The sequence below is a fragment of the Pontibacter qinzhouensis genome, assembly GCF_008017455.1.
Lineage (GTDB): Bacteria > Bacteroidota > Bacteroidia > Cytophagales > Hymenobacteraceae > Pontibacter > Pontibacter qinzhouensis.
On record NZ_VRTY01000009.1, the window covers coordinates 25460 to 40001 of the forward strand.

General features: G+C 48.0%; 13 protein-coding genes. 5 read left to right on the forward strand and 8 right to left on the reverse strand.

The genetic code is table 11. From position 1 onward, the window contains the following. Nucleotides 1–262 precede the first annotated feature (262 nt). Nucleotides 263–1765: a M43 family zinc metalloprotease gene (locus tag FVR03_RS03590; protein WP_147920399.1), complete on the forward strand. Its 1503-nt coding sequence runs from the start codon at nucleotides 263–265 to the stop codon at nucleotides 1763–1765. Between the two features lie 90 nt (nucleotides 1766–1855). On the opposite strand, the gene FVR03_RS03595 is transcribed toward FVR03_RS03590, so the two are convergent. From FVR03_RS03595 to prfA, 3 genes are all read right to left on the reverse strand, one after another. Then, on the reverse strand, nucleotides 1856–2278 hold the full coding sequence (locus FVR03_RS03595) for a secondary thiamine-phosphate synthase enzyme YjbQ (protein ID WP_147920400.1): 423 nt from the start codon (nucleotides 2276–2278) through the stop codon (nucleotides 1856–1858). Nucleotides 2279–2868: 590 nt separating this feature from the next. Beyond that, nucleotides 2869–4248 (reverse strand): beta-helix domain-containing protein, encoded by a 1380-nt coding sequence (locus FVR03_RS03600; RefSeq protein ID WP_147920401.1) that lies wholly within the window; start codon nucleotides 4246–4248, stop codon nucleotides 2869–2871. Nucleotides 4249–4636: 388 nt separating this feature from the next. Then, the gene (gene prfA, locus FVR03_RS03605) at nucleotides 4637–5713 is read right to left on the reverse strand and encodes a peptide chain release factor 1 (protein WP_147920402.1); all 1077 of its coding nucleotides are present in this window, start codon (nucleotides 5711–5713) and stop codon (nucleotides 4637–4639) included. Nucleotides 5714–5798: 85 nt separating this feature from the next. Here prfA and FVR03_RS03610 point away from each other — a divergent pair, with 85 nt between their 5' ends. The 3 genes from FVR03_RS03610 to FVR03_RS03620 all read left to right on the forward strand — a co-directional run bounded on the left by FVR03_RS03610 (nucleotide 5799) and on the right by FVR03_RS03620 (nucleotide 7508). Continuing rightward, nucleotides 5799–6494: a Tll0287-like domain-containing protein gene (locus FVR03_RS03610; protein WP_147920403.1), complete on the forward strand. Its 696-nt coding sequence runs from the start codon at nucleotides 5799–5801 to the stop codon at nucleotides 6492–6494. Between the two features lie 444 nt (nucleotides 6495–6938). Next, a complete protein-coding gene (locus tag FVR03_RS03615; protein WP_147920404.1) occupies nucleotides 6939–7256 on the forward strand; it encodes a thioredoxin family protein in 318 nt (105 codons plus the stop codon). Between the two features lie 9 nt (nucleotides 7257–7265). Then, nucleotides 7266–7508: a DUF6952 family protein gene (locus tag FVR03_RS03620; RefSeq protein WP_147920405.1), complete on the forward strand. Its 243-nt coding sequence runs from the start codon at nucleotides 7266–7268 to the stop codon at nucleotides 7506–7508. Between the two features lie 69 nt (nucleotides 7509–7577). Here FVR03_RS03620 and FVR03_RS03625 read toward each other — a convergent pair whose 3' ends face one another. From FVR03_RS03625 to crtD, 3 genes are all read right to left on the reverse strand, one after another. Beyond that, nucleotides 7578–8189 (reverse strand): TetR/AcrR family transcriptional regulator, encoded by a 612-nt coding sequence (locus tag FVR03_RS03625; RefSeq protein WP_147920406.1) that lies wholly within the window; start codon nucleotides 8187–8189, stop codon nucleotides 7578–7580. Between the two features lie 161 nt (nucleotides 8190–8350). Further along, the gene (locus FVR03_RS03630; protein WP_147920407.1) at nucleotides 8351–9034 is read right to left on the reverse strand and encodes a carotenoid biosynthesis protein; all 684 of its coding nucleotides are present in this window, start codon (nucleotides 9032–9034) and stop codon (nucleotides 8351–8353) included. 5 nt (nucleotides 9035–9039) lie between these two features. Then, nucleotides 9040–10518 (reverse strand): 1-hydroxycarotenoid 3,4-desaturase CrtD, encoded by a 1479-nt coding sequence (crtD, locus tag FVR03_RS03635; protein ID WP_147920408.1) that lies wholly within the window; start codon nucleotides 10516–10518, stop codon nucleotides 9040–9042. A 14-nt stretch (nucleotides 10519–10532) separates the two neighbouring features. Between crtD and FVR03_RS03640 the strand changes: the two genes are divergently transcribed. Next, a complete protein-coding gene (locus FVR03_RS03640; RefSeq protein ID WP_147920409.1) occupies nucleotides 10533–10778 on the forward strand; it encodes a hypothetical protein in 246 nt (81 codons plus the stop codon). Between the two features lie 13 nt (nucleotides 10779–10791). On the opposite strand, the gene FVR03_RS03645 is transcribed toward FVR03_RS03640, so the two are convergent. After that, on the reverse strand, nucleotides 10792–11226 hold the full coding sequence (locus FVR03_RS03645) for an SRPBCC family protein (RefSeq protein WP_147920410.1): 435 nt from the start codon (nucleotides 11224–11226) through the stop codon (nucleotides 10792–10794). A gap of 277 nt (nucleotides 11227–11503) precedes the next feature. Further along, a complete protein-coding gene (locus tag FVR03_RS03650; protein ID WP_147920411.1) occupies nucleotides 11504–14440 on the reverse strand; it encodes a DEAD/DEAH box helicase in 2937 nt (978 codons plus the stop codon). Nucleotides 14441–14542 lie beyond the last annotated feature (102 nt).

Here is a 14542-nt window from a genome sequence, read left to right on the forward strand (position 1 = left end):
CAGGCACTGTTTACACCTGCTCCTGCACATTTCTTAAAATAATCTCACCTGTTTGCACTATATTGTTTCTTATAAAGTTTAATAAGAAACTTTGTTGCTGCTTGTGGTACTGAGCGTTACCTTTTTCACTTCTGATCAACTCCTGTTTAAGGCCAATTGAGTATAGTGTGAGGCGGTTATTTTACGTACAGGTACGGTTATTCCGATGCGCACGACCTTCAGCAGCAACAGAACAAGCCCTGATTTTATCTGTTAAAACAGCATGCGTGCACTTCTTCTTGTCTTACTTTGTATTTGTAGCTGCAACCTGCAGGCCTGGGCACAAGACACTGCTACTCCGGCTCTACACACGCGCTCGTGCGCTACCACCGAGTACCAGGAAGCGCTACAGGCACAGGACCCAAGCCTGGTGCTGCGACAACAGCAGGCAATGGAGCGGGCGCAGGAGGGTTCGTTTAAGTTAAGCCAGAGCAAGGCAGCATGGCGTAACACCATTATTACCATACCGGTTGTTTTTCATGTTGTATATAACACCGAGGCAGAAAACATTCCGGACGAGCAGATCCTATCGCAGCTGGCTATCCTGAATGCTGACTTCAGGCGCCAGAACCCAGACACTGTAAATACACCTGCTTATTTCAGACCCTTCGCAGCTGACACCCAAATTGAGTTCTGCCTTGCCTCCATCGACCCGAACGGCGACCCGACTACCGGCATTACCCGCACCCAAACCGATAGAGCCTCTTTTGAGACTTCGCGCGACGATGTTAAATTCACAAGCAGGGGAGGCAAAGACATCTGGGACAGCAACCAGTACCTTAACATCTGGGTTTGCAGAATTACCGGCAACACACTCGGCTACTCGTCTTTTCCGGGCTATAATGCGAACATCGATGGCGTGGTACTGCTTTATTCTTCTGTAGGAGCACCACCCTTTAACAGATCGTCCGGACCCTACAACCAGGGCCGCACTGCGACCCACGAAGTAGGGCACTGGCTGGGCCTGCGGCACATCTGGGGGAGCGCCTGCAACAACGCCGATGGCATAGAAGACACACCCAACCAGCAACGCGATACCGGAGGCTGCCCAACAGGTATTGTAACCTCATGCAACAACGGCCCCTATGGCAACATGTGGCAGAACTACATGGACTACACCGACGATGGTTGTATGAACTTGTTCACGAACGGGCAGGCTGCGTTGATGCAGGCTACTTTAGCAACGGCTCGTCCTTCTATTTTGAGCTCTCTTGCCTGCACCGGCAGAATCCGCTCCGACTTTGAAATAACCAACCCCACCGACACCCTGGTACTAGTCGGAACAGCCGTTAACTTCACCGATAAATCAGAAGGTTCGCGACCAACTGCCTGGCTTTGGGAGTTTGAAGGAGGCACTCCGGCAACATCTACAGAACAGAACCCAACTGTTACTTATAATACACCCGGCAGCTACACCGTAAAGCTTACAGTAACAAATGGCATTGTGAGCGATACTGCAGAAAAGCTCCAGTATATAGAAGTTACGGTAAGCGACCTGGTGGTTTATCCGAACCCGGCTGCTGCGTATATCACCATTGAGCAACCGGCCCGCATAGAAGTACGCCACATTGAACTGGTTAACAGCATTGGCCAAACAGTGCTGCAGCAAACCGTAGCAGACAGAGTGGTTCAGCTACAGGTACAGCACCTGCCAGCGGGAGTTTACTACCTGCGCCTTCAAAGTTCCAACGGCATGGTTATTAAGAAAATAAGCGTAATCAGGTAAGTTTAATGTGCTCGTCTTGAATTTTGAATGAATGATTGAATGTGAGAATAAGTTTATCGTGTTCAGCTCGGATAGCAACCAACAATCAACCTAATTCCCCTGCAGCGTTACTACCAGCCAGCGTTTTGAGGCGTGGTCGCGGTGCTCGCAGAGGTAAATGCCTTGCCAGGTACCCATGTTAAACTTGCCGTTGGTAATAGGCACCGTAACCGACGAGCCAAGTATGGCAGCTTTTAAGTGGGCAGGCATATCGTCGGAGCCTTCGAGGGTGTGCTTGTAGTAAGGCGCGTTTTCCGGCACCATCTTGTTGAAATGGCTTTCGAAGTCCTGCCGCACGGTGGGGTCAGCATCTTCGTTAATGGTGAGGCTGGCAGAGGTATGCTTGATGAACACATGCGCCAGGCCCATCTTAATATCTTCCAGCTCAGGCAACTGCGACTCCACTAAATCGGTTATAAGATGAAAGCCCCGCTTTACGGCCGGCAACCTGATTTCCTTCTGATACCATTTCATGTTCTAATTTTGATTACTTGAATGAGTGAATGAATGAGTGAGTGACTGTTTAATACGGTGCTGCTCCTAAATAGCTGCGTTTGGGAATTATTCTAATGAAAACAGCCTTCCAAAAGCTTTTAAACGTTTTTTAGTCAAGAGCCTTTGATTAGTTAAGAGTTATGACTGATGTTACGCACTCATGCGACCAGCAAAGAAATATTATTCCCAGGGCAACTCCAAACAGTCGCTTTAGCCTCAACTAAGAGCACAAATTTCCAGTTCTTGGGTTGAGCGCCTTTGCAGGTTTCCGGTGCCGCAGGCAGCCTGAGCGACAGCGAAGGCAGGAAAGGTGCAGCAGCGCGATGCCCGAGAACGGGGCCCCGTGGCCTTGAGCGCTAAGACTTCTACAATGAAAAATGAAAGCCTAAGGGCACCGGATGAAACTGTTACCAAATGTATTAGAACCAATTTAAAGGAGACTTCCTGATAAATGTGCGTAACATCAGTTATGAGTTAAAAGTTGGAAAAAATACTTTCCTTCACCCATTTAATATTTCTTCATCTTCAAATTTCCAAATCCTCACATCTCCAAATCAAAAATCAGCACCTTAATCAATTGTTCTCTCAAATGCCCCTATGTCGGGGGTGGTGGAGCTGCGGCTTTGGCCTTTTATGTCGCGGCGCACATCTAAAAGTGGCTTTGCGGCTCCGTTGGCAACAGAAAGGGTATCGAGGCTAAAATCCTGATTTGATATCGACTTGAATTTTGGTGCCTGGTTCAGAATATTGTTATCCTGGTTAAGCAGCTCTTTATAGAGGTCGGTTCGTAACACGTTGTTGGCAACTTCGGCTGCAATGGTACCGCCATCGCTTTCGAGCAGCAGCTCGTCTTTAAAGTTAAAACCATCGGAGTACACAATAGAGTTGATGAGGCGCAGGTTCACGGTCATGTTCCGGATATCGGTGCCCGGTATGTAATCGGCTACCACAAAGGCAGGTGATTCGCGCTGCATCGGGTTGTTGTAGTTCACGATAGTGGAGTAAATAACATCGTAGTTGCCACCTCCAAGGCCACTAAAGCCATACCGCCCGCAGTTATAGATGAGCGTATTCACCACCCTGATATCAGAAGTAAACCCGATAATGCCATCCTGAAACGCGTATTGTATAGCACAACCTTCTACCAGTGTGCCACCTTTGCCCGGGTTACCGATGCGTAAGCCCCAGGTTGTGTTCCTGATGTCGGCAAACCGGATGCGGTTGTTCTCGCTTTGTGTCAGAATCTGTATGCCTTGCCACTGCCCCGGTGCCTGCTGGTAACTCTGCTCACGCCTGTAACCACTAAAAACCACGCGTTCTTCGGCTGTTCCCTCCACGAGCAGTGTTCCGTTTACGAGCAGCACCGCTCCTGGTGTGGCAAATATTTGACTGCCTTTTTCTATGGTGAGGGTGGTGCCGGCGCTAACCAGAATGGTGTCGAGCAGCACATGCGCTTTGTCTTTGCCCCACACGGTGTTACCGATGGCTGCTTTGCTATGGAAATAAGCATTTTGCCCATAGGCGACCAGCTTCACCTTTTGCAGGTTGCCATTGGTCCGGAACATAATGGAGTCGCTTACCAGAAAGGGTTGGTTGCTGGCATTCGGGTTGATATTTACCCGCACCAGCACATACAGGCTATCGCGGCCACGCAACTCTAGGTTGTTGGCAATAGGGCTCTCGACTCCGTTAATGGTCAGTTTGTAAGGCGATGCGCCTGCACCACCTAAGGTAATGTCGCTGATGCGGACGGCCTTTTGGTTAGGATTGTAAACCTTAAGCCGCTTGGTAACACTGCCCCGCGCCACAAATACTGTATCGAAAAGCACGGTATCGGCCGAGAAATGAAGCACCGCCTCAGGGTCAGCTGTAATCACCTCATCGTTTGGCGTACACGAAAACACCGAGAGCAACAGCAGAAGGGGTAAAATAGCGAGGAGGTACTTCAAAATGATATCTGTTTTATATAGTGATGGCTAAATTGTTAAACTGTTGAATGGTTGATGCTCCTTAAAATAAGTTTTTAGAAATACTAAGTTTTCAACTTTAACTTCTGTATCGGCCAGAGGCCTCAGAATAAGAGTCACGAGCGAGGACGCTCGCGCCAGCATAGTTTTTAATTTCTAATTTTTAATTTGGCGAAGCATCAGCAATTATTCCAATCAAAATAGCCTTCCGAAGGCAAAAGCTTTGAGTTTGGTCAAGGGTTGCTGCGCCTATTGCTCCAACTGCCGAAGTTACCAAAATCGTATAAAACAGATCAGGAATATAATAAAGTCTCTCTCCCTTTACTATACTCCTGACCCCCGATTACTTAATTCATTTAAAATTAAGGTATTACTCTGCTGCTGCGCCCTCTTTCAGTTTCTCGGCGTTTTCGGCAATTCTTAGTTGTTCTACAAAATCTTCTATGTTACCTTCCATTACGGCAGGCAGGTTGTACACGGTGTAGCCAATGCGGTGGTCGGTTACGCGGCCCTGCGGGTAGTTGTAGGTCCTGATCTTGTCGGAACGGTCGCCGCCACCTACCATGCTTTTACGCTGCGCACCTTCGGCTTCGAGTTTCTTGGCCAGCTCTATTTCGTAGATTCGGGAGCGAAGCACTTTCAGGGCTTTGTCGTAGTTTTTGAGCTGCGACTTCTGGTCCTGGCACTGCGCCACAATACCGGTCGGGATGTGCGTAAGACGAACGGCAGAATAGGTCGTGTTTACCGACTGACCGCCCGGGCCTGATGACATGAACAGGTCTTTGCGGATATCGTTCATGTCGAGGTCGATATCAAATTCCTCTACTTCGGGCAGTACGATAACCGATGCAACCGAGGTATGGATGCGGCCCTGGGTTTCGGTGGCTGGTACGCGCTGCACACGGTGCACCCCCGACTCAAACTTAAGCTTGCCATACACATCCTCGCCCGACATGCCGACAATAATCTCTTTGTAACCGCCCGATGTGCCTTCCATGGCATCCATCAGCTCCACGCGCCAGCCCATTTTTTCGGCAAAGCGGGTGTACATGCGGTACAGGTCGCCGGCAAAGATAGAAGCCTCGTCGCCACCGGCACCGGCTCTTACCTCCATAATAATGTCTTTGCTGTCGTTCGGGTCTTTTGGTATCAGCAGCTCTTTCAGGAGCTCCTCCATTTTTTCGCGTTGCGGCAGCAGCTCGTCCAGCTCCTCTTTCGCCATGTCGCGGAAATCCTCGTCCTTTTCGGTGGCGATTACCTGCTTGGCGTTATCTATATTGCTGAGTATATTCAGGTACTTTTTGTATTCGGTAACTATCTTATCCAGATCTTTGTATTCTTTGTTCAACGACTTGAATTTCTTCATATCGCTGGCCACGTCGGGCTGGATAAGCAGTTGGCTTACTTCCTCAAACCGATGATTAATGGCTTCTAATTTATCTAACATGGCGCTGTTATGGTTTTAAAGTACAAAGATACTAAATTGGCGTGTAGTTTCTTTTATACATTTTTATACAATCCAGACTAAAAAGATGTTCCACCTACCTCGTATCTTATATTATATAACTCTTGCTGCTGCCTGTATAGTTTCGGGGTGCGAAGTAAAAGTTAAGCCTGTAGAGGGCGGAAAAGAAATAGCCAAGGAACTGGAGCGGCGCAAGATTAAGCGTGTAACCGGTGCCCAGATTCAGGAAGCAGCCCTTAATGCAGGCGACTCCATAGTGGCTGCCGCCCAATACCAAATGGACCTGTACCTGCAACAGCACCTCGACAGCGGTGGCGTAGCAGCCGCCATGGCCTATTGCCGCCCTGAGCAGTTCGAGATTGTGCAGGCCATGGAGCAGAAATACGGTGGCACTGCCGGCCGCACCTCCTTAAAGTTACGCAACCCCGCCAACAAGGCAGAGGGAGCCGTAGCTGTGGCTTTACAGCAATACACAGAGGGGCAGCTGCAAGAGCCCGTGCTACAGGAACTAAACCGCGAGGAGCTGCTCTACACCGCTCCGATCTACATCCGGAGCGAGAGCTGCCTGCGCTGCCACGGCACCCCGGGCAAAGAGCTGTCTGATGCCGATAACGAACTCCTGAAACAGCAATACCCCACCGACCAGGCTACCCGTTACGCAACAGGCGACTTGCGAGGCATGTGGCACATCAGGTTTAACAAGCAAACTCTTGTAACCGACATGACGACCCAACCCAAAAAGAAAATTAAAATGGGATTTTGAGATGGTTGTTGATTGTTGATTGCTGTTTGTTGAATGGTTAAATGGTTGATTTGAGGAATTTTAAGGAATTCTGACGGAGTGACAGAAACAATGTGACTCTTACTAATTTAAGTAGTTTAACCCTTGACCTGTAAAGCACCTAAAACCTGTTTGGAGGCTGTTTTCATTTGAATAATTTGATTGATGATTGTTGAATGGCTACATGGTTAAATGGTTGATTTTGAATGAACGACTGAGAGGATGAGTGAACCACTTTTAAAACTTTTAACTCCTAACTTTTAACTCTTAACTAATAAAAGATTTAGCATCTTAAACCGTTGGAGCTGCATTGGTTACACCTCAACATGTATTTTGTTGTATATTTGCAGTTGAAACATTTACTATGCAGGCAAGTATGCATAACCCATACTTACTTAATTTTTAACCTTCAAAACACGATATTCTATGGCCGTTATAAAAGCAACTGATTCTGATTTTGCGAGTATCCTGAAGTCTAACCAACATGTGGTAGTAAAGTACTTTGCAGACTGGTGTGGCAACTGCCGCCTGTTCTCGCCTAAGTTCAAGCGCCTGTCAGAAGATGAGCACTTTGCCACAGTAACTTTTGTGGATGTAAACGCTGAAACAAGTCCGGAAGCCCGTAAAATGGCAGGAGTAACCAACCTTCCTTTCTTTGCTGTGTTCAAAAACGGGAATCTCGTAGATACTGTAGCCGCCAGCAAAGAAGAAGCAGTACGCACCCTTATCCATAAACTTGTATAAACCCGACAAATGAAAATACCGGTAATAAAAAAATTAGTAGAAACCCAGAGCATTGAAACTTTGCTGGCTGCCGAGGCCGCAATTTTAGAGGAGCAGGAGCTAGCCATTGAGGTAGAGGGCGAAGACGAAGGAGAACAGCTGACCCACATTCTGGCTGCCGTCTGGATTCTGAACCAAATGCACCACCAGCACGTCGATTTTAAGACGGCACTGCGTGAGTACACACAAAAAGTACGAACTTCCATCAGCTAAAATCTAACGTAGCTAAAACAGGAGCGGCCCGGAAGTTAAACTTCCGGGCCGCTCCTGTTTTAGCTGTACCTATAAATTGTGCTTTGCAAAAAATGCTTCCGCCAGTTTGCCTCCCGGTTCGGTGCAGATGCCCCGGAGGTAGTAAAGAAAAATGCTCCGATACACTTCGGAGAGGTTGTATTTCTCGGGCGGGAAAACCTGCGGGTTCAGCATCATATTAAGCTGCGCCAGAATAATACGGGTTACTAGTTCTATGTTAATGTCCTTCCTGAAAAGGCCCTGCAAAATTCCTCTATTAATAATTTCTGAGATGAGGTGGTAACTGTTGGAGTTAAGATACTCCAGGCACATCAGCCATACCTCCTCGTAATGCTGCTGCAGGTCCAGCACATACTGCGGGTTAGTTTGCTGAATATTCTTGATGCCATCCTGCAACAGCAGCATTACTTCTTCTACAGGGTCTTGTGCGTTTGCCAGCAGCCTGGCCTGCTGCCGCTCCTGTTCCTTTATATCAAACCTCACCACCTTAAGCACCATATCGGCTTTGCTTGAAAAAAGCTCCTGAAAGGTGGAGTGCCTGATGTCTAGTCTTTTTATGATATCTTCCTGTGTGTTCGCCTCTATTCCATCGCGCTTAAATATGCGAAGAATTTCCTCTAAGATAGTTTCTAAAAAAGTCATAATTGCCCTTACTCTGTTACCTACTGATAGTTGCTGCTAAGCATATTACGGTAAGCTTAACTCAACCGGATGCTAATACTTGTTAGCTCCTTGAGATTCTGGAAATTTAAGAATAATTCGGCTGCGTACAATAACTATTTCTGGCAATTAAGATTCTTACCTTAAAGTATGATATATAAGGCAATAAAGAACAGCAACTGTACCAGGTAAACATAAGGTGCTACCGGGTTTTTCTTATAAAAATTAAACTTCTGAAATAAAACCTGCAGCAGCAGCGACAACCCAAACCAGTCTCTGAAGTTAGAGAGCGGAATGACTTGCTCGTGCCAGCTCCAGAAATCGTAGGTTATGGCAACAGGCTCCAGGAAATAATCGAGCAGCACCAGCAGCATGGCTCCTGTTATGGCCTTCAGGAACCAGTGCAGGGGCAGTTTATGCACCATGGTACCGGTAGCGTACACCAGCATGAGCCAGTTTACACCAATTAGCAACGGCACCTCCCATAGCTTTGTGCCAAGAGTACTGCCATAGCTATAGTTCCCGAAAATGAAGCCAGTATGCACTCCCAGCACTTCGGCCAAAAAGCCCGCCGCGAACACCAGAAAAGCAAATACCAGGAACCTGCTCGTGTAGCCTTTATGAAAGCTAAACAGCAGCACGTTGGTTAGCAGCAGGTTGAGTGGCGTAAGCGACTGAAAGTATTCGGGCCTGCCACTAAGGCCAAGGCCCCAGAAACCCACCGCATGAAAAATTACCAGCACGCCAACCGCCAGTGGCAGCCCATACTTTTTCAGGAACAGCCGGGGTGCTTTGTTTTTCGAAACCTGGAATGTTGTATCTGGCATCTGTTTTAAGCTTTTTCTGATTCAGGAACCAGCTCCCCTACAATTTTTGCGGAGAGCAGGCAAAGTGGTATACCGCCGCCCGGGTGTACACTGCCACCACAAAAATACAGCCCCCTGATGCGCCCACTGAAATTTGGGTGACGCAGAAAAGCTGCCATGCGGTTGTTGGAACTGCTGCCATACAGGGCACCGGCAAAGGAAGAAGTCTGCTGCTCTATAAGGAGCGGGTCGAGCACCTGCTCGCAGGCTATGAGTGGCTCGAGCGGCACTTGCAGCATACTGCCAAGTTTGTTTAAAACAGCAGTGCGGGTGGCAGCAATTAGCTGTTGCCAGTTCTGCCCCTGGTTATGCGGCACATTAACCATTACAAACCAGTTCTCGCAACCTGCAGGAGCATCGGTCGGGTCTAGTTTAGAGGAAATGTTCACATAAACGGTAGGGTCTGGCGCAATGGTTTTGTGTTGAAATATATGCTCAAACTCTTCTTTGTAGTTCTGGCTGAAGAAGATGTTGTGCAGGTGCAGCTCCGGGAATGCCCGTTGTATACCCCAGTAAAAGATTAATGCGGAACTGGACCGCGGCTGCTGCAATGTTTTTTCGGGTGCCGGCTGGTCGGGCAGCAGTTTGCGGTACGTGGGCACTACATCCATGTTACTGACCACTACAGCTGCCTGGTAAGCGCCGTTGTGGGTTTCTACGCCTGTAACAGCACCGGCTGCTGTTGTTATGCGCGTTACCTGCTCGTTGTACCGGAACGTAACACCTAACTCCTCTGCCAGCTTTACCAGACTGGCGGCTATAGCGTAAATGCCTCCTTTGGGGTAAAAAGCTCCTATGTTATGCTCCAGGTGAGGAATCAGGTTTAAAGTACCGGGTGCCTGGTAGGGGTCGGAGCCGTTGTAGGTGGCAAACCGATCGAGGAGCTGCACAAAGCGCGGGTCCTGAAACAGCTTCTGGTTAGCGGCGTGCATGTTGGTGGTTAGGCCGAGGTCGGAGAGGCAGCCAATCGCCTTCAGCACATCGGGGCTCAGATAGGTACCAGCCTTGTGCAGCGACTTGTGCAGAAATGTATCGGCGGTGCCCTTGTAGAGTCGGGCGCTTTTTGCCAGTGCCTGCTGCACCGCTTTAGCCGGTACGCCCAGTTGCTGCTCTGCTTCTTCAGCAAACTGCGCCGGGTCGGCATAGGCTTTTAAGGCACTCCCATCTGGCCAGAAATAATGTGTTACCGGGTCGAGGCGTGTATACCTGAAGTAGGAGGCAGGCGTGCGACCAGCCAATGTAAACAGCTCATCGACGAGGTGGGGCAGTGTGAACAGCGAAGGCCCTGCATCGAAACGGTAGCCTTGCAGGTTAAACTGCTGCATTTTGCCGCCGAACGTAGTGTTTGCCTCCAGCACTGTTACCTGGTAGCCCTTTACGGCCAACCGAATGGCAGCGGCTATGCCTCCTATTCCTGAACCTACTACAATGGCTGTTTTCTTCATGAAACCGAATGTACATGCTTTTTCCTCCACTCAAAACTGCTTTAAGCCGGAAAGGTTTTAGAAGTCAGCAATTTTTGGCTTCTGCAGGAAAATCTAAAATATGTTACCTTAAATTTTCCAGAATCTGGCATCCACTAAAAAGTGTAGTGGCTATGCGAGCAGTTACACCGGTTTACCCTTGGCGTAAAATTAGCTATTTCGCTTTGGAAGGCTGTTTTTATTTAAATAATTGGCAGCTTGCTGGTTGTTTTGAGGAATGAAGTGCCTGCTGGCTTAGTTAAACATGCGTTTATACACCGGTTTCCGGCTGCCGAACTGCAGCACCATCATGGGGTAAAGCAGGGCATCCAGGGCTTTAAACCTGGTGCGGTATTCGATAATATCGTGAATAATGGCACCATCTCCTTCTTTGGTTACCAGGTGTTTGTGCCGCCAGTAGCGCAAAGGTGTTGGCACCTCCAGCCCTTCGTCCACAAAATAGGCCGCTGTATCTGTTATGGCACGCTCAGTTATCAGGCTGGTCCATCTAAAAGTTCTGAACCCTGTCAGCAGTTCCACCTCCACCACATCGCCGGGGTAACTCCCATCGAAGCGCAGCAGCCGCAGCCGGGGGTAGGGTGGCGAAAGCTTTCGGAACAAGCTCTCGTCGAAGCCATTGAAAACAGAAAGGTAATCTTGCTTAACGGAGGTGCGGAGGTGCAAGTGCATAGGTAGGTTTGGGTTAGAGCGTATGAGATTAACTGACTTGCATAACAACAGTAGTTGCAGAAAGGTTTGCTAACTGTTTCTGTACCAGGTTAAAAGCAGAAATTACCTGGCTAAATGCCTGGTGCTTAGCCAGCGGGGAGTTTCAATTTTTCTAATGAAAATAGCCTTCAGAAGCTTTTACAGCTATTTTTTGCCAAGGGTAAAGGGTGTTTACACAAAAAAAAGCCTCTGCAGCTACCAGGCATGCAGAGGCTTCTACTTAAAAAGAACCTTGTTGTTAACTCAACAGGTTGTCGATGTCTTCTTTGGTGAGGCTCTTCATGACGGTTTCGTCGGTGCTGATCAGGTCGGTTACCAACTGAATTTTTCGCCCTTGCAGCGCCAGTATTTTTTCTTCTACGGTATCTTTCGAAATAAACTTGTAGGCAAACACCTGATTTTTCTGCCCAATGCGGTGGGCTCTGTCTACAGCCTGTGCCTCTACAGCCGGGTTCCACCAGGGGTCCAGTATAAACACATAGTCTGCTGCTGTCAGGTTTAAGCCTACGCCACCTGCCTTCAGCGAAATCAGGAATACTTGTATGGCGGCATCTGTCTGGAAACGCTCTACCTGCTGCTGCCTGTTTTTGGTGTTACCATCCAAGTAGGCATAGGTTATCTCCCGCTCATCTAAGGCGTGCTTTATAATTTCGAGGTGCTTTACAAACTGACTGAATATAAGGACCTTGTGGCCTTTGCACACCACACTCTTTGTCATCCGCAGCACCTCTTTCAGCTTACCAGATTCTCCTTCGTACCCTTCGTCGGTCATAAGCGGGTGGTTGGCGATCTGGCGCAGTTTGGTGAGGCCCTGCAAGAGCATAAACTGGGTGTTGCCTGGGCCATGTTCCTCCAGGTTCGTCAGTATTTTGTTGCGGTAATACGATTTTGTTTCTTCGTAGGCATGTTCCTGCTCCTCTGTCATTTTGCAGAAACTAATGTTCTCCACTTTCTCAGGGAGCTCTGTTGCCACCTGCGACTTGTGCCTGCGCAGTATAAAGGGTTTTATCAGGGCATGTAGTTTCCTTATCTTCTGCTCATCTTTCTCCTTCTCGATCGGTTTCAGGAACTCATTGCGGAAAAAGTGCTGGTTGCCAAGCAGACCCGGGTTAATAAACGACATCTGCGACCACAGGTCCATGGTACTGTTTTCTACTGGCGTACCTGTCAGGATCAGGCGGTAACGCGATTTTAACGAACGCACCGAACGCGAGGTATTGGAATCGGGGTTTTTTATAGCTTGCGACTCATCCAGGATGATATAATCGAAGTAGTAATTCTTTAGGATACCTGCATCCAGCCGCACAATACCGTAGGAGGTTAGCACCACATCGTAGTTCTTAAACTGCTCCACGTCTTTGTCGCGGTAGGTGCCGGTGTAGGAGAGCACGCGCAGATTTGGCGTAAACTTCTGAGCTTCGTTCTGCCAGTTGTAAATGAGCGAGGTAGGCATAACCAGCAGTGTGGCTGAATCTGCCCCATGCTCTTTGCGGTGCTGCAGCATAGCCAACGCCTGTACCGTTTTACCAAGGCCCATGTCATCGGCCAGGCAACCTCCAAACTTGTAGTCTTTTACAAAGTGCAGCCAGTTGTAACCGGCCTTCTGGTACGGGCGCAGTTCGCCTCTAAACCCGGCAGGCAAGGGCTTGTCTTCTATTACCTCAAACTCGCGGAGTTTTTCGAGCTTGCGGCTCATGGTAACAGTTGCTAGGCTGCCATTCTGCAGGTCGTTTACCAGGGCCATGTGGTGCTTCTTCAGCGTGAGCAGTTGGTCGCCTTCCGAAAAAGCGAACAGCTCAATATATTGCGTAAACCACTCTTCCGGAATAATGGCAATTTGCCCGTTTGGCAGCACAAACTCGTTGTTCTTAGTAAGAATATGCGATTTGAGTTTAATAAACGGTATCGAAAACTCCCCAAACTGCACTTTACCATAAATATCGAACCAGTCATTGTTTTCGGTGATACCTACGCTTACAGATATTTCGCCAATAAAATAGTTTTTGGCGCTCTTCTCCGATTGGCGTACAATAAACCCAAGCTGTTCCAGCTCCTGCAGGTGGCTGTTGAGCCACGAAAAGGCCGAGCTTTTTTCTAAAACCGCTTTGCCATTCTTTACTTCCAGAGCTCGTTTCGATAGTTCCTTTATAAACTCCTTCTCATGGTTTACATCCCGGATCAGCCGATGGAACACATACGAGTCAGCAGTTTTTTCCATGCTCACACTTACGCGTTTCAGCTCCTGTGTCTCCACCATGTGGTCTCCGTACAGAAACGACAGGTTAAACAGAATTTTATCAGCAGAAACCTGCCGGTCTTGTCTGGCCTCTGAGTTGTTGCCGTTTAGGGCGGGCAATGTAAGCGCATCTGCAGCCCGCAACTCAGAGAAGGTCAGGTACGGGTTAGGCTTGTATTTCTGCGACCTGATATCGAAGCCTTTGGCATACACATCAAACGACTCGACCAGTGGCACCACAAATTTGCTGTAGTAGTTGTCTTCTACAGATCGGGGTATCACAATAAATTTTTTATTTAGGAATGGCTGCAGCTTTTTGCCGTCTATAGGCTTGTCGAAACCATAAATTGTATCGTTTAGCAGCAGCCAGGCAGGCTCATAGCCAACCAAAGTAGCATGCCGGTACTGAAACTCGAGTTTCTGACCAGCATATTTTATAGTCGGGAAATAATGCGTATTGCTCTCGTTGCGCATAAAATGAAAAAGCACAGTGGCTTTTTCGGGCGCCATGGTAATGCGCTTCCAGGTAGGCTCTCCGTCTTTGCCCATAATAAACGTCGTTTTGCCCTTCAGCAGGTCCAGAATCTTGCTCATCCGGACCTGAATGTAATGATGAATTTCTTCCTGAAGCCCTTTGTCGCCTTTCTCCGGATCGTATACTTTCAGGAAAAAGTCAACTGGTGTTAATTTTTTGACGGAGAATTTTTTGAGAACTGCATCCTGTTGAATCTGATCGATGAGCGGAATCAGTTTAAAGTCTTTCTCATCGAGTCGAGATGCAAATTCTTTGGCATTTTTAGCCGAGATGTTTTGGTGCTGAAGTGTTAACTGCCCTTTGCCATTTACCTGTATCACAAACGATTCGAACAGGTAACCAAGGTACTCGTGTTCGAAAAGAGAATAAACTATCTGAAAAGGTTGGGTTGTGTAAACGTTCATGCCAAAAACTAAGTGATGGACATCAAAAATAACGCTAAATCAACTATTTTCCTAGAAAAATCTGCCTTTTCACTAACTATAGCTTGTTATTTATAAATATTT